Here is a 15103-nt window from a genome sequence, read left to right on the forward strand (position 1 = left end):
TCAGGCCGCGGGGCCGCCGAGCAGGAGCTGGCGCAGCAGGTGCAGGGCGAGCGTCGTCGTCCGCTGGCGCACGGCCTCCCGCGACCCGAACAGGGTCAGTGAGCGGGCGACCGCGCCGTCCGGGCCGGCGGCGGCCAGGTGGACGGTGCCGACCGGCTTCTCCGCCGTCCCGCCACCCGGACCGGCGACCCCGGTGACGCCCACCCCGACGTCGGCACCGAACCGGCGCCGGGCGCCCTCGGCGAGCGCGGCGGCGACCTCCGGGCTGACCGCGCCCGCGGCGGCCAGCGTGCCGGCCGGCACGTCGAGCAGCTGCGTCTTGGCACTGTCGGCATAGGCCGCGACCCCGCCGAGCACCCGGCGCGACGAGCCCGGCGGTGCGGTGAACCGCGCGGTGAGCAGCCCGCCGGTGCACGACTCGCCGATGCCCACCGTCCACCCACGCTCGTCCAGCGCGGCAGCGACCAGCTCGTCCACCGTGGGCCCGTCGCTGAACAGCGTGTCGCCGAAGTCGGCGGTGACCGCCTGCACCAGCCGCTGGTGCGCCGGTTCGGCGTCCGGGCCGTACCGGGTCACGATCTCCAGCTCGCCGTCCCGCAGGCAGGTGGTGATCTCCAGGCCGGTCACCTGGTCGTCGACCCGGCGCAGGGTGGCCGCCAGCTCGGACTCCGGTGTGCCCCACAACCGCAGCGTCGACTGGCGCAGCTCGGTGGCCCCGGCCAGCGCCCGGCGCACCGGCTCGGCCGCCAGCGCCGCCGGCCACATGCCCTGCAGCTCCGACGGCGGCCCGGGCAGCACCAGCACCGGGGGCCCGGTCCGGCCGTCGGCCATCGGGACGACGAGGCCCGGTGCCGTGCCGACCGGCTCCAGCACCGTGGCGCCCGCCGGGACCTGCGCCTGCTTGGCGACCCCGGCTGCGGTCGCCGCCGGGTCCATCCGCCAGCCGCGGCGGGCGCTGAGCCGGGCGACCACCTCGGCGATCCGCTGCTCCAGGGCAGGGTCCAGCGCCGAGGGCCGGCCCTGGAAGTCCCCGACCAGGGCGGCGGTCAGGTCGTCGGCCGTGGGGCCCAGCCCGCCGGTGGTGATCACCAGGTCGGTGCCCGCGCCGGCCAGGAAGGCGAGGGCGGCCCGCAGGTCCTCGGGCCGGTCCCCGACGACGACCACCGAACCGACGTCGACGCCTCGGGCGCGCAGCGCCTCGGCCAGCCACGGCCCGTTGCGGTCGGCCACCCGGCCGGTGAGCACCTCGGTGCCGGTGACGACGATGCCCGCGCGTGCTGCCACGGGACCGACCCTAGGCGGGACGCCGGACCACGGCGCGGGGGCAGGATCCCGGTGGCCTCCCGCGGCTACGGTGTCCAGCGCCCTGCCCCGCCGTCCGGCCGGAGTAGACCAGGCCGCCGGCGCCTCGGCGCACCCCACGAGGAGGACACGTGAGCCAGCCGCACCCGCCGATCCCCGAGCCACAGCCGCAGCCGGCACAGAGCGGCGCGACCCGGCACCCCGCCGACGATCCCGCCGGGGACCAGCACGCCCCCACCCAGCACCCCGTCACCGAGCACCCGGCCACCGAGCCCGCGGTGACCGGCACGACCGACGATCCCCGCACCCAGTCGATCCTGCTGCCGCCCAGCCAGCGCGAGACGGTCGAGCCGGACGCCGGAGCGCACGGCAGCCACCAGCCGTACCAGCCCTCCTACGACCCGCCGACCGCCGTGCACGGGACCGGCCCGGTCGACGTCGGGTCCGGGTCCACGCCCACCCCGTCGCCCACCCCGCCGCCGGTCCCGGGGCCGGCCACCACCCCCGGCACCGCGCCCGGCACGCCGTCAGCTGGGGCGCAGGACGGCGGGTCGTCGTCGTCCTCGGTCCGTTCCCGTCTCGCCGCCGTCCGCTCCTCGGGCCGGCCCGGGACGGAACTGGTGGCCCTCCTGCTCGGCGTGCTCGGGCTCGCCCTGCTCGAACTCGGGCTCAACCTCGACTTCGTCAACCAGTCGCTGTGGGACGTCGTGCCCACGTGGTCGGCGTTCGCCACCGTCGCCGCCCTCGTCGCGCTGGTGCCCTCGGCCGTCGCCCTGGCCGGGCGGCGGGGGTCCGCCCGGACGGCGTGGCGGGTCGGCGCCGGTGGCCTGGTCGCCCTCGCCGCCTTCTGGGTGCTGATCGCCCTCCCGCTCGTCGCCAGCGACCGCGGCTTCTGGCTCACCGCCGCCCTGGCCGCCACGGGCGCCGCGGTGGTGCTGGCCCCGGGCCGCCCCGAGTGACCCGGGGTCGCGGCTGGTTCCTCGGCGCCGGGGCGCTCGCCCTCGCCTCGCTGGGGCTGCCGTGGGCCGGGCAGCTGTCCGGCACCGGGCACCCGGCGCGGGTCGCCGTCCTCGCCGCCCTGGCCCTGGCGGTGGTGGGGCTGCGCCGCCGGCAGGACCAGTGGCTCACCGCCGCGCTCGCCGCCGCCGGCGTCGGGCTGCTGCTCGGCGGGATCGACGCGTCGTCCGGCCGGGTGGCGCTGGCCGCCGCGGCGACCTGCCTGGTCCTCGGCTGCCGGGCCGCCGGGCACCGCATCGTCCCGTCCCGGTGGGCCGGGGGCACGGCGGGCTGAGCACGGGCACTACCCGCGCACCCGCACCGCCAGCACCGCGACGTCGTCGTCCACGGACCCGTCGAGCCCGGCGAGCAGCCGGTCGCACAGCTCCTCCAGCGGGAGGTGCGCCCACCGGGCGAGCGCCCCGGCCAGCCAGGCCGTGCCGTCGTCCAGCACCGCACCCCGGCGCTCCACCAGCCCGTCGGTGTAGAGCACGACCGTCGAACCGGGCACGAGCAGCTGGGTGTGGTCGCTGCGCAGCACGGACGGGTCGACGCCCAGCAGCAGGTCCGGCTCACGCTCCAGCACGGTGACCGTGCCGTCGGGGTCGAGCAGCAGCGGCGGCGGGTGCCCCGCGTTGCTCCACCGCAGCAACCGGTCGCCGGTGCCCACCTCCTCGACCGTGGCCAGGACGCCGGTGGCGAGGGTGGCCACCTGCAGGTCCCGCAGCGCCCGGTCCAGCGCGCTGAGCACCGCCCCGGGGGTCCCACGCCGGCTGTGGGCGACCCCCCGGAGCACGTTGCGGACCTGCGCCATCGCCGCCGCCGCGTGCCGGTCGTGCCCGGTGACGTCACCGATCACCAGGGCGAGCCGGCCGTCGCCCAGCAGGAAGGCGTCGTACCAGTCCCCGCCCACCTGGGCCAGCGACGCCGCCGGCAGGTACCGGACGGCGACCTGCAGGTCGTCGGCCTCGGGCGGCTCGGTGAGCAGGCTGCGCTGCAGCGCCTCCGCCATGCCCTCGACCACGGCGTGCTGCGCTCGCTCGTCCGCCCGGGCCCGGATCCGCTCCAGCGCCAGCGCGGACTGGCCGGCCAGTGCGTGCAGCAGCTCGAGGTCGCTCTCGGCCAGTGCCGGGGAGTGCATCCAGCCCACGCTCAGCGACCCGATCCGCCGGGAGCCGCTCTCCAGCGGCACCGCGGCCCAGGCCTGGACCCCGGTCACCGCGGCCACCCTGGCCAACTGGGGCGAGAACGCCTCGGTGGCCGCGCGGTCGGGCAGGACGACGCGCTGCCCGGTGCGGGCCGCGACGCAGCCGGGGTAGGGCGCGTCCAACGGCAGCACCGTCTCCGGGCCGACGCCGACCGGGGCGATCCCGTCGGTGCGCACCAGCCGCAGCCGGTCGGCACCGTCGCACACCCCGATCACGCCGCCGTGGGCGCCCAGCACCACCAGACCGCGCTCGTTGACCACCCGGGCGAGGTCGTCGAGGGTCTCCGCGCGCCCCAGGGCCAGGGCGACGCCGGAGAGGGCGGCGAGCCGGCGTGCGGTGTCCGCCTCGGCCTGGCGGGCGACGCGGAGCTCGGCGCTGCGGGCGAAGAGGTCGCTCTCCACCTCCAGCACCCGGCGGTGCCAGCGCTGCCCCCGGCCGCTGGGGTGGTCGGACATGGCCTGCTGGCGCACGTAGTCGGTGATGTCCTCGACCCGCTGGAGCAGGTGCCGGCAACGCCCCTCGTCGTCCAGCACCGGGACGCTGATCAGGCTCCAGAACCGCTTGGTGAAGCCGCCGGAGCCGTCGGGGATGTCGAACTCCTGCACGGGCAGGGTCTGTGGGCGGCAGCTGTCCCGGGCACGCTCGAGGGAGGCCCGGATGCGGCTGCCACTGGCGTCGGGGGCGGTCGAGTCGGGGTTGCCGGGGAACGCCTCGAAGACCAGCTGCCCGACCAGCTCGGCCCGGGTCCGACCGGTGTTGGCCAGGTAGGCCGGGTTGGCGTCGACGATGACCAGCTCGGGCGTCAACACCAGGTAGGGGGTGGGCATCGCGGCGAAGAGCGCCGCGTGATCAGGGGACGACGCCGCCAGGTCCGCGACAGGACCCGCGATGCCGGTCGGGTGGTCCGACCCGTTCGCCGCCACGCTCACGACCCTGGATGCCCCCCATGGCCACTGCCTCGTCGGACCGGGCCTGTGGCGGGCAACATACCGGCGCTGGGCACCGCCGGGGGCCGCTCGGCTCAGTCCTTGTCGGGCTTGCCGTTCCCGCCGCCGTTGCCGCTGCCGTTCCCGTTGCCGCCGCCGTTGCCGTTCCCGGAACCGCCGCCCGCCCCGTTGCCGTTGGACGTCCCCGGGTCGGGAAGGGTCTCGCCGTCGTCGGTCTCGCCGTCGTCCGTCTCGCCCTCGTCGGTCTCGCCCTCGTCGGTCTCGTCCTCGGTCGCCTCGTCCTCGGCGCCGTCATCACCCTCGGCCGACTCACCCGCGTCGGCCGGGGCCTCCTCGACCGGCGCCCCCGTCGGGCGACCGCCGGTCGTCGCGGTGGGCGTCGGGGTGGTGACCCGGGTCGGCTTCGGTGCAGGGGTGGTCGCCGGGGCAGGAGCCGGCTGCTGGACCACGGTGTCGACCGTCCGCTCCCGGCTCGGCCGGACCGGGGCCGGGGTGTCGCTGGGCGCCACGGCGTAGCTGATCAGGACCGTCTCCCCCGCGCGCAGCTCGGTCGCCAGCGGCGCGACGTCGACGACCGTGCCGGGGTCGGCGGAGTCGGTCTCCGCGGGCTGGTCCTCGACGACCAGGTCGAGGGCCTCCAGCTGGGCACGGACGGCGTCGACCGGGCGGCCCAGGTAGTCAGCGGCGTCCAGGACGACGGTGGCCGGGGAGGCCACCACCTCCCCGGGGACCTCCACGGCGGCCGCGATCGGCGTCGTCCCGGTCGGGGCGAACGCCTGCAGCACGACGGCCGCCAGACCGGCCCCGACCAGCAGCGCGACGAGCGGGACCAGCAGCCGGCCCAGGCCGCCCTGCGGGGCGGGACGGCGGGTGGAGCGCTCGGTGGCCGACGACGCGCCGGCCAGCGCGGCCGCGTCCGGCAGCAGCCAGAAGCTCTGGGTGTCGGTGCGCTGCACCGCCGGCAGCTCCCGCCCGGCGAGCACCTCGTCGATCGCCGCGACGACGGCCTCGCCGTCGGGGTAGCGCTGGGCAGGGTCCTTGACGATGGCGCGCTCGACCAGCCGCCGCACGCCCTCGGGCAGCTCCGCGGGGAGCGGGGCGGGCTGGTCGCGCAGGTGGCGCAGCGCGATGGTCACCGAGTTGTCACCGTCGAAGGCGCGCCCACCGGTCAGGCACTCGTAGCCGACCATGCCCAGGGCGTAGACGTCGCTGGCCGCAGTGGCGTGTGCACCCGAGGCCTGCTCCGGGGAGAGGTAGGACGCGGTGCCGACCACCTGGCCGGTCTGGGTGAGCGGGACGCTCCCGGCCGACCAGGCGATCCCGAAGTCGGTGATCTTGACGGTGCCGTCCCACCGGACCAGCACGTTCCCCGGCTTGACGTCCCGGTGCACCACGCCGGCAGCGTGGGCGACGGCCAAGGCGGAGGCGGTCTGCCGGAGGACGTCGAGCGTCCGGTCCGGCGACAGGCGCTCCTCGCGGGCCAGCACGGTCGACAGCGACTGGCCCTCGACCAGCTCCATGACCAGGTAGGCCAGGTGCTCACCCGAGCCGTCGGCCGCCTGCTCCTCGCCGTAGTCGTAGACGGCGGCGATGTTCGGGTGGCTCAGCGCAGCCGCGTGGTGTGCCTCGGCGCGGAAGCGGGCCAGGAACAGCTCGTCACCGGTGTACTCGCTGCGCAGCACCTTGACCGCGACGGCCCGGTCGAGCAACTGGTCGTGCCCGCGCCACACCTGGCCCATGCCGCCGGAGGCCAGCAGGGTCGCCAACTCGTAGCGGTTCCCGAGGCTCCTCCTCGTGGGCTCCACCACCGTGCGCCGTCCCCTCGTCCTGCCTCGTCATCACGTACGAACCCCAGCCGGCCGGCGCTGGCGGGCTGGACGCACCGAGGGGGTTGATGCCCCGCCAGAGCGTTCGTACACATGCCGACGACCGGCTCGTCGGCCGACGAGACCAACGTCAGGTCGAGACGGACTGTTCCCGCGCGAGGCGCTCCCCCGCCGCCGCCAGCCAGTGAGCCGGGTCGGCCATCGCGCCCTCGACCGAACCGGCCAGCTCGGTGAGCGAGAGCGCGCGGGCCACCGGCAGCTCCTCGGCCGCCACGACCCGGCCGGCGACCACCGCCACCGGCACCGCCGCACCGCGCGCCCGCTCGACCAGGTCGCCCACCACCTTGCCCCGCAGCGACTGGGCGTCGAACTGCCCCTCGCCGGTCACCACGAGAGCCGCGCCCCGCAGTGCCTCGTCCAGACCTGCGGCAGCGGCCACCGCCTGCGCGCCACTGACGAACTCCGCCCCCCAGCAGGCCGCGAAGCCGTAGGCGGTCCCGCCGGCCGCCCCGGCCCCCGGCGCCTCCCGGTCGCCCCCGAGCAGGTCGGCCAGCCGGGCCAGCGCCGCGTCGAGCTCGGACACCTGCGCCGGGTCCGCGCCCTTCTGGGGCCCGAACTGGCCGGCGGCGCCCAGCGGCCCGAGCAGCGGTGCGGTGACGTCGACCAGGCACTGGACGCCTCCGGCCGGCGGCGGGACCAGCCCGGCCAGGTCGACCCGGGCCAGCCGGGACAGGGCGCCGCCGCCGGGGGGCAGCGGGGCCCCGTCGGCGTCCAGGAAGCGGGCGCCCAGCGCAGCCAGCGCACCGGTGCCGCCGTCGGTGGTGGCGGAGCCGCCCAGGGTGAGCATCACCCGGTTGACGGCCGGATCGGCGAGCACGGCAGCCAGCAGTTGCCCCAGCCCCCGGGTGGTGGCGCCCAGCGGGTCGGGCTGCTCGAGCAGCGGCAGCCCGGCCGCCCGGGCCATCTCCACCACCGCCGTCCCGTCGGGGAGCAGCAGCCAGGCGGCGTCCACCGGGCGCCCGTCCGGCCCGGTCACCGGCGCACTGCGCCAGCAGGCGGCCGGCAGGTCGTGCCCGAGCGCCTCGAGCGTGCCCTCACCGCCGTCGGCCAGGGGGACGGCGATCAGTTCGTCGCCCGGCCGCACCCGGCGCCAGCCGGCGGCCAGCGCCTCGGCGGCCGCCGCCGCACCGAGCGTGCCCTTGAACGAGTCGGGGGCGATCACCACCCGGGTCACCCTCGGTCACCGTCGCCGTCGTCGCCGCAGCACATGACCGGCAGCCTCGCCGGTGCCGGGGGCGGGCGGCAAGCCGGGGGGTCGGGCCGGCGAGGAACGTGCCGCCAACAGGTACCGATCGGCCCGGGACCTGCCGAGGAGGACCGCGACGGCCGCTCGCGCAAGCCCACGACCAGGAGTGCAGGTCCGATGATCGGTGCCACGTCCACCTCCGCCGCCCCCGCCCGGGCACTGCGACCCGTCACCGTGGGCGCCACACCGGCGCGCTGGCGGCGGAACACACTCGCCGCCCTCACCGCCGAGGACCGCGCACTGCTCGCCGAGGCGACCGGCGTGCAGCTGACCGCGGACGGCGAGCGGGCCGACGGACGCGTGCTGGTGCCAGCCGTCGCCTCCGCCGTCGCCCGGGACCGGCTGACCGGGCTGCTGCCCACCGGCCGACCGGTCAGCCGGGTCTACCTCGAGCAGATGTGGGCCGCCCTGCCCCTGGGGCCGGGCTCGGCCGGGACGATCAGCGACATCACCGCGCTGCTGGACGTGCTGGCCCGCCGGGACGCGCACCAGGCCCTGGCCCGCCCCGCCTGAGCAGACCGCACCGACCTCGCGTGGGCGTCGGCGTGGGCGTCGGTATCGGCGTCGGCGTCGGCGTGTCGTCGAGCGCGTGGCCGGCCGCACCGTCCGGGCGAGTCGACCTGCGGGCGCTTGTGCTCTGGTGCATCAGTGCAGCCAGAGCACAAGCGGACCGGAGGGGCACCACCCGGTCAGCCGCGCACGGTGGCCGGACGCGCCCGTACCGCTGAACAGTGCCCGGCCCCACCGGTCGCCGGGTCGACGGGGTCGGACTCGCCCTGCTGCCCTCGCGGCGCCCCGGCTCGCGGCGCGGGAACGGCGGTACCAGCAGAATGGGCCGCGCCCGGAACGCCGTCAGCAGAGGAGCTGTCGATGCACCCCCAGGACGCGCCGCCGACCAGCGACGGGACCGGCACCGACCGGACCAGCAGCGAACGGACCAGCACCGCACTGCCGGAGCAGGTCGGGGTGATCGGCGGCGGTCGGATGGGCGCCGGGATCGCCCAGGCGTTCCTGGTCGCCGGCGCACGGGTCGAGGTGGTCGAGGCCGGTGACGAGGCAGCCGAGGCCGCCCGTGGCCGGGTGTCGGCCGGCCTCGAGGAGGCCGCCCGACGCGGGAAGCTCCGCGGTGAGGTCGCCGAGGTCCTCGACCGACTGACCCTGGTCGACTCGCCCACCGACCTGACCGCGGACGCCGGCCTGGTGGTGGAGGCGGTGCCCGAGCGGGCCGACCTCAAGGTCGCCGTGCTCACCGCCGCGGAGGCGGTGCTGGGGCCGGACGCGGTCCTGGCGACCAACACCTCCTCGCTCTCGGTCACCGAGCTGGCCGCGGCGCTGCAGCGGCCGACCCGCTTCTTGGGCCTGCACTTCTTCAACCCGGTGCCGGCCTCGAAGCTGGTCGAGGTGGTCGTCGCGCCGGAGACCGCCGAGGACGTCGTCGCGGCCTCCCGCGACTGGGTGCGGGCGCTGGGCAAGACCGACGTGGTCGTCCGCGACTCCCCCGGCTTCGCGTCGTCCCGGCTCGGCGTGCTGCTCGGGCTGGAGGCGATCCGGATGCTGGAGGAGGGCGTCGCCGACGCCGAGGCCATCGACGCGGCGATGGAGCTGGGCTACCGGCACCCGATGGGCCCGCTGCGCTCGACCGACCTCGTCGGTCTGGACGTGCGCCTCGCGATCGCCGAGTACCTCGCCGGCACCCTGGGCGAGCGCTTCACCCCACCCCAGTTGCTGCGTGACAAGGTGGCCGCCGGAGAGCTGGGCCGCAAGACCGGCCGCGGCTTCCACGACTACGCAGAGGACTGAGAGGACGACGATGTCCGCACCCGGCTCCGAGCCCACCGTCACCCGCGCCGACGCCGACGGCGTCGCCACGCTGACCCTGCAGCGACCGGCGCTGTCCCACCGGCTGCGCACCGAGCTGCTGGCCCACGTGCGGGACGTGGCCGCGGACGAGTCGGTGCGCGCCGTGCTGCTCACCGGCAGCGGCCGGGCCTTCTGCGTCGGCCAGGACCTCGCCGAGCACGTCGAGGAGCTCCGCTCCGAGCGTCCGGACGCCGGGCCGTCGCTGTCGGTGGTCGAGGCCGAGTACAACCCGCTGATGCTGGCCCTGGCCGCACTGCGGGTCCCCCTCGTGGTGGGGGTCAACGGCGCCTGCGCCGGCGCCGGCCTGGGCATCGCGCTCGCCGGCGACCTGCGGGTCGCGGCCGCCGGCGCGAAGTTCACCACCGCGTTCACCGGCATCGGGCTGTCCAGCGACTCCGCGCTGGCCTCGCGGCTGGTGCACTGCGTCGGCGGGTCCCGCGCCACGGAGCTGCTGCTGCTCCCCGAGCCGTTCCTCGCCGAGACCGCCGCCGAGTGGGGCCTGGTGCACCGCGTCGTCCCGGCCGCGGACGTGCTCGCCGAGGCGACCGCGCTCGCCACCCGGCTCGCTGCCGGGCCGACCCGGGCCTACCGGGCGGTCAAGACGGTGCTGGCGACGGCGGCCACCGACAGCCTCGAGGACACCCTGGCGCTGGAGGCGAGCCTGCAGACCGACCTGGGGGCGACCGCCGACCACCGCGAGGCCGTCGAGGCGTTCCTGGGCAAGCGACCGGCGGTCTTCACCGGCCGCTGATGGATCGAGGCCCTCTCCCTGGAGGAGGCCCGCATTCCACGTGGAACCGCTAGCTGGCGGCGGTGCAGGCGGAGCAGACGTCGACGCCGGACACCGGCCAGTGCGCCTCGGTGGTCACCCGGGCCAGGGTCCCGCAGACGGTGAGCTCGCAGGCGCCGTCCAGGTCGGCGGGGGCCCGGTGCACCTCCACGGCGTGCCAGAGCGCGGTGGTCGGCCCGTGCGCACGGCTGCGGGCGGCGGCGAACGTCAGCGTCTGCGTGATCACCCCGGGGTCGTCGGCAGCACCGGCCCGCCGGTGCAGGTGCCACGCCGCCCGGCTCACCCCATCGGATGACCCGGCCCGGTGCCCAGGTGTGGACCCGGCGTGGCAGCGTGCACGGCGACGTCCCACCGCCTGCGAGGAGACCCTGGTGCAGCTCACCAAGCACGGACACGCCTGTGTGGTCCTGTCCGACGGCGACCGACGGCTGGTGATCGACCCGGGTGCGTTCACCGCCGACGACGCCTGGCACGGCGCCTCGGCCCTGTTGGTCACCCACCAGCACCCCGACCACTTCCTGCCCGACCGGGTCCGCGCCGCGCTGGACGCCGACCCGGCGCTGGAGGTGTGGACCAACTCGGCGGTGGCCGAGCAGCTGGCCGGCGCGGGCCCGCGGGTGCACGTGGTCGGTGCCGGCGACGCGTTCACCGCCGCGGGGTTCGGGGTCACCGTGCACGGGGAGTGGCACGCGGTGATCCACCCGGACGTCCCGCGGGTGCGCAACGTCGGGTTCCTCGTCGAGGAGCGGGTCTTCCACCCCGGCGACGCGCTCACCGTGCCCCAGGCCGCCGTCCCCACCCTGCTGCTGCCGGCGCACGCCCCGTGGTCCAAGACCGGCGAGCTGATCGACTACCTGCGCGAGGTGCGCGCCGAGCGGGCGCTGGCCGTGCACGACGGCCTGCTCAACGACACCGGCCTCGGTCTCGTGGCCGGGTTGCTCGGTGAGCGTGGCCCCGGCCAGCCGGTGCCCTACGCGCGCCTGGCCCCCGGGGAGTCCGTCGAGGCCTGAGGTCCGTCGGCCGGCGGCGCGAGGGACAGCGGCACCGTGACCCGCGGGTCCAGCTCGGCGATCCGGGCCGCGTAGCGCCGCACCCGGTCTCGCTCGGTGAGCAGCGCGCGCTCGGTCTCCACCTGGTCGGTGACGTCGGCCTGGATCCCGATGTACTGGACGACGGCGCCGGTCTCGTCGGTCACCGGGGTGAGCGTGCACTCGTTCCACCAGGTGCTGCCGTCGGCCCGCCGGTTGAGCAGCACCTCCCGGCACTCGGCACCGGCCGCGATCGCCGCGCGGATGCGGCCCACGGCGGCCGGGTCGGTGTCGGTGTCCTGCAGGAAGCGGCAGTTGCGGCCCAGCAGCTCGGCAGCGGGCTGCCCGGCCAGCCGCTCGAACGCGGGGTTGACGTAGACCAGCGGCTGGTCGGGCAGCCGCAGGTCCACGATGGTGACGCCGGTGCCGACCGCGGCCAGCGCCCGGTGCAGGAGCGCCTCCCCCGGATCCCCGGCGGACCGCCCGGTGAGCAGCGAGACCACGCCGGCCGGGACCGCCGACACCTCGCCGTCCTCCGTGGCCGCACGCCGCACCGTGTTCGGCGCCACCCGGGAGAGCAGCGCCCGGGCGGCCCGCACCACCGTGTCGCGCTCGTAGGTGAGGGCGAAGGCGAACCGGCGCGCCATGTCCGGCCCGTCGTCCCCGAGGTCGCGGGCCAGCAGCGCGGCACTGAAGTGCGGGCTGAGCACCACGACGTCCCACTCGCCGCGCACCGGGTCGCCGGGCGCCAGGTCCGCTCCGCGGAGGCCGGGCATCGGCTCCACCGGCAGGTCCTCGCCCAGGGCGGCGACGAACCCGACCCGCTCGACCAGGTCCCGGTAGCGGAGCCGGGTCGCCGGCGTCACGTGCCGTGCCTCCTGGAACGTCGAGGCGACCACGCAGGTCTCCCCCAGTCGCAGCGCCTGCCGTTCCAGTTGCTTGCTGAGTTCGATCAGCAGCGCCTTGGGCGCCTCCCGGACCGGCACGCGCGCCGGCAGGCAGGCGAACGGGGACACCAGCTCGCCCCGGGGGTCGACGGGCTGGACGGCGGGCAGCCGGAGCGTGCCCGGTCGCGCACCCGAGGCGGCACCGGGCCCCGGGCGCCCGAACAGCCAGCCCTGCCCCAGCGTCGCCCCCAGCGCCCGCGCCATGGTCAGGTGCGTGCCGTTCTCGATGCCCTCGGCGAGCACGAAGGCCCCGGTGGACTCGGCGTAGGCGTTGACCGCGTTCATGATCTCCGCGATCGCCGGGCCCGGACGTTCCTGCACCAGGCGCAGGTCGAGCTTGACGACGTCGGGCCGCAGCAACGGCATGAAGGCCAGCGAGAGGGACTCGGCACCGACGTCGTCCAGGGCGATCGCCCAGCCGAACTCCCGCACCCGTTCGACGGTCCGCAGCAGTTCCGCGGGGCGGGCGGCCAGCGCGCGCTCGGTGATCTCCAGGACCACCCGCAGGTCCCCGGGCACGGGGAGCTCCGGGTCGAACAGCGCCTCCACGGGTGCGTCGTCGAGGACCTCGGGCTCGACGTTGACGAAGACGGTCGAGGGAGCCAGCAACCCCTGCGCCACCGCGCCGCGCAGTGCGGCGGCCCGGCACGCCTGGTCCAGCTCGGTGAGGCAGCCCGCGTCGCGCGCGGCGGCGAACAGCGCGTCCGGCGCCTCGAACGGGCCCTCCGGGCCGCGGGCGAGCGCCTCGTAGGCGACCACCCGTCCGCTGTCCAGCTCGACGATCGGCTGGAACACGCTCCGGACCGCACGGTCCGCGATCACCGCACGGATGTCGGTGGTCGACTGCTCCTCGTACTGCGCCACGTCGTCCCCCATCGGAGCCGGGCATCGACCCCTGGAGTCTGACAGCATCGTCGTGCTCCCGATCGGTGAGCACACCGGTGGGGATCGGCGGACAGGGGGGCACGGTGACCGTTGCGTACGCGCTGCCCACCTGGGCCGTCCTGCCGGCTCTGGCCGATGCGGCCCTCGACCGGGTCGCCCGGTCGGTGGCCGAGGAGCTGGCCGCTCCCCGTGCGCTGGTCGTCCTGGTCTCCAAGGCGGGGCAGGTCTTCCCCGGCGCCTTCGGCCTGCCCGAGCCGTGGGCCAGCCGCCGCTCGATGCCGCTGAGCCACTCGATGAGCAGGTGGGTGGCCACCAGCGGCAGTCACCTCGCACTGCGCGACGCCCGGGAGCACCCCGAGTTCGCCACCGGCCCCTCCGTCCGGGAGCTGAGCGCCGTCGCCTACGCCGGGATGCCGCTGTGGGACGTGCACGACCAGCCCATCGGCGTGCTGTGCGTCATCGACACCCGCCCCCGGGACTGGACCGAGCAGGAGCTCGACACGCTGCGCCGGATGGCCGACGAGACCTCGCGACAGCTGCGCTTCCGGGCGATCGAGCTGGCCGAGCAGGAGGCACGCGCGGTCGCCCTCCGCGACGACAGCGCCGCCCAGAGCGCCGCGGAGGCGGCGCGCGCAGCGTTCGTGCTGGCGGAGGCCGACGCCGACCGGGCCCGGGTGGTCGCCCGGCTCAGCACCGCGCTGCTGTCGGCGGAGACGCTCCCCGACCTGCTGCACACGGTGGACCGGCTGGTCCGGTCGCCGCTGGGGGCCACCACCGTGCTGCTCGGCGTCGCCGAGGTGGGTGGCCCGGAACTGCGGGTCTGGTCGGCGACGGCCGGGGTGCCGAGCGGTCCGGACCCCGTCGCGTGCCTCCGGGTGGACGACGCCCACCCGCTGGCGGCGGCGATGCGCGAGCGGCACCTGGTGGCGGTCGCCAGCCCCGAGGAGTCCAGTGCCTTCCCTGGGCTGACCGAGCTGCCCGGGGCGGGACCGGTCCTCGCCATCCACCTCGCGCTCGGTCAACACCACTCGGACGCGGCGCTGCTGGTCGGCTGGACGCAGCCCCGGCAGCTGGACGCACCGGTGCGTGCCGTCGTCACCGACCTGGCCCGGCCGGTCGGCCACGCGCTGGACCGGGTGCTGCTGCGCGAGCAGCGCCTGCGGCTCACCGAGCTGCCGCCGGGGCCGGCCCAGGCCTGACCCGGCCCGGCTCAGCGACCGCCGACGGACACCTCGAACTCGACCTGGCTCACGTCGGGCCGCAGCCGGCTGAACGAGTGCACCAGCGGGTGCCCCGACGTGTCCCGGACGGTGGTGCGCACGACGAGCAGCGGTGAGCCCGCGGTCACCTGCAGCACGTCGGCCTCGTCCGCGGCCGCCGTCCCGACGTCGACGAAGAGCCGGGCGTGCGCCAGGTCGGCGGAGTACTCCCGGCGCAGGAACTCGTAGAGCGAGCCGTGGCTGAAGTCCTCGGTGGCCGCCTTCGGGTAGCGGGTGGCCGGCAGGAAGCTGCGGACGACGTGGTTGGGCAGCCCGTCCACGCTGCGCAGCCGGACCAGCTCCACGACGTCGTCGGCGGTGCCGACCGCCAGCTCGGCGGCGATCGCCGGAGCGGCCGGGACGACGCGCTGGGTGAGGACCGTGGTGCCCACCTGGGCGCCCTGCTCGGTCATCACCGAGTGGAAGCCGGCGATCCGGTGCACGAAGCTCTCGCGGTACTCGTGCCGGATGCCCGGCCGGCTGACGAAGGTGCCCCGCCCCTGCTCGCGGACCAGGTGCCCGTCGGCGACCAGCCCGTCGACCGCGCGGCGCAGGGTGATCCGGCTGACGCCGTACTCGGCGCACAACACCGGCTCGGGAGGGAGGAGGGTGTGTTCAGGCAGCGCGGAGGCGCGTCGCCGCAACGCCTCGCGCACGGCGAGGTACTTGGGCCCCGCCTCCGAACTCGCCACGCCCAGAAAGGTACTGCACCATGAGACGTCTAGACGTCATGACGTACGGTTCATCCG

At 76.4% G+C, this 15103-nt stretch carries 14 protein-coding genes; 7 read left to right on the forward strand and 7 right to left on the reverse strand.

Annotation, left to right across the window (positions count from 1 at the left end; translation table 11 throughout):
• Window positions 1-1284 carry a competence/damage-inducible protein A gene (locus O2W15_RS05340; RefSeq protein ID WP_269178662.1) on the reverse strand — a complete coding sequence of 428 codons (1284 nt, stop codon included), beginning with the start codon at window positions 1282-1284 and terminating at the stop codon, window positions 1-3.
• 149 nt (window positions 1285-1433) lie between these two features.
• On the opposite strand from O2W15_RS05340, the gene O2W15_RS05345 reads away from it, so the two are divergent.
• Window positions 1434-2261, forward strand: coding sequence for a hypothetical protein (locus tag O2W15_RS05345; RefSeq protein ID WP_269178663.1), 828 nt, complete (start codon window positions 1434-1436; stop codon window positions 2259-2261).
• Complete coding sequence (locus O2W15_RS05350) at window positions 2258-2593, forward strand: hypothetical protein (protein WP_269178664.1); 336 nt, start codon at window positions 2258-2260, stop codon at window positions 2591-2593. The genes O2W15_RS05345 and O2W15_RS05350 overlap by 4 nt, the downstream gene beginning before the upstream one ends.
• A gap of 9 nt (window positions 2594-2602) precedes the next feature.
• Here O2W15_RS05350 and O2W15_RS05355 read toward each other — a convergent pair whose 3' ends face one another.
• From O2W15_RS05355 to O2W15_RS05365, 3 genes are all read right to left on the reverse strand, one after another.
• Window positions 2603-4429 carry a SpoIIE family protein phosphatase gene (locus tag O2W15_RS05355; protein WP_269178665.1) on the reverse strand — a complete coding sequence of 609 codons (1827 nt, stop codon included), beginning with the start codon at window positions 4427-4429 and terminating at the stop codon, window positions 2603-2605.
• A 98-nt stretch (window positions 4430-4527) separates the two neighbouring features.
• Window positions 4528-6261, reverse strand: a complete 1734-nt coding sequence (locus tag O2W15_RS05360; protein WP_269178666.1) for a protein kinase domain-containing protein — start codon at window positions 6259-6261, stop codon at window positions 4528-4530.
• Between the two features lie 148 nt (window positions 6262-6409).
• The gene (locus O2W15_RS05365; protein ID WP_269164063.1) at window positions 6410-7513 is read right to left on the reverse strand and encodes a glycerate kinase family protein; all 1104 of its coding nucleotides are present in this window, start codon (window positions 7511-7513) and stop codon (window positions 6410-6412) included.
• A gap of 189 nt (window positions 7514-7702) precedes the next feature.
• Here O2W15_RS05365 and O2W15_RS05370 point away from each other — a divergent pair, with 189 nt between their 5' ends.
• From O2W15_RS05370 to O2W15_RS05380, 3 genes are all read left to right on the forward strand, one after another.
• Window positions 7703-8098, forward strand: a complete 396-nt coding sequence (locus tag O2W15_RS05370; RefSeq protein ID WP_269164064.1) for a hypothetical protein — start codon at window positions 7703-7705, stop codon at window positions 8096-8098.
• Between the two features lie 357 nt (window positions 8099-8455).
• On the forward strand, window positions 8456-9385 hold the full coding sequence (locus O2W15_RS05375) for a 3-hydroxyacyl-CoA dehydrogenase family protein (protein ID WP_269164065.1): 930 nt from the start codon (window positions 8456-8458) through the stop codon (window positions 9383-9385).
• Window positions 9386-9395: 10 nt separating this feature from the next.
• Window positions 9396-10196, forward strand: coding sequence for an enoyl-CoA hydratase-related protein (locus O2W15_RS05380; protein ID WP_269178667.1), 801 nt, complete (start codon window positions 9396-9398; stop codon window positions 10194-10196).
• A gap of 49 nt (window positions 10197-10245) precedes the next feature.
• Here O2W15_RS05380 and O2W15_RS05385 read toward each other — a convergent pair whose 3' ends face one another.
• Window positions 10246-10518: a hypothetical protein gene (locus O2W15_RS05385; protein ID WP_269178668.1), complete on the reverse strand. Its 273-nt coding sequence runs from the start codon at window positions 10516-10518 to the stop codon at window positions 10246-10248.
• A gap of 88 nt (window positions 10519-10606) precedes the next feature.
• Here O2W15_RS05385 and O2W15_RS05390 point away from each other — a divergent pair, with 88 nt between their 5' ends.
• The gene (locus tag O2W15_RS05390) at window positions 10607-11245 is read left to right on the forward strand and encodes an MBL fold metallo-hydrolase (RefSeq protein ID WP_269164068.1); all 639 of its coding nucleotides are present in this window, start codon (window positions 10607-10609) and stop codon (window positions 11243-11245) included.
• Here the strand turns inward: O2W15_RS05390 and O2W15_RS05395 are convergent.
• Window positions 11206-13086 (reverse strand): EAL domain-containing protein, encoded by a 1881-nt coding sequence (locus O2W15_RS05395; protein WP_269178669.1) that lies wholly within the window; start codon window positions 13084-13086, stop codon window positions 11206-11208. The two genes, O2W15_RS05390 and O2W15_RS05395, sit on opposite strands and share 40 nt — an antisense overlap.
• A 92-nt stretch (window positions 13087-13178) precedes the next feature.
• Between O2W15_RS05395 and O2W15_RS05400 the strand changes: the two genes are divergently transcribed.
• Window positions 13179-14294, forward strand: coding sequence for a GAF domain-containing protein (locus tag O2W15_RS05400; RefSeq protein WP_269164070.1), 1116 nt, complete (start codon window positions 13179-13181; stop codon window positions 14292-14294).
• 11 nt (window positions 14295-14305) lie between these two features.
• On the opposite strand, the gene O2W15_RS05405 is transcribed toward O2W15_RS05400, so the two are convergent.
• Window positions 14306-15046, reverse strand: coding sequence for a GntR family transcriptional regulator (locus O2W15_RS05405; protein ID WP_269164071.1), 741 nt, complete (start codon window positions 15044-15046; stop codon window positions 14306-14308).
• Window positions 15047-15103: the final 57 nt, after the last annotated feature.

It is taken from the genome of Modestobacter sp. VKM Ac-2979, assembly GCF_026967995.1.
GTDB lineage: Bacteria > Actinomycetota > Actinomycetes > Mycobacteriales > Geodermatophilaceae > Modestobacter.

Coding starts and splice junctions, on each gene's coding strand:
- O2W15_RS05370 (WP_269164064.1), top strand. CDS start 7,703: ATGATCGGTGCCACGTCCACCTCCGCCGCCCCCGCCCGGGCACTGCGA.
- O2W15_RS05395 (WP_269178669.1), bottom strand. CDS start 13,086: ATGGGGGACGACGTGGCGCAGTACGAGGAGCAGTCGACCACCGACATC.
- O2W15_RS05380 (WP_269178667.1), top strand. CDS start 9,396: ATGTCCGCACCCGGCTCCGAGCCCACCGTCACCCGCGCCGACGCCGAC.
- O2W15_RS05375 (WP_269164065.1), top strand. CDS start 8,456: ATGCACCCCCAGGACGCGCCGCCGACCAGCGACGGGACCGGCACCGAC.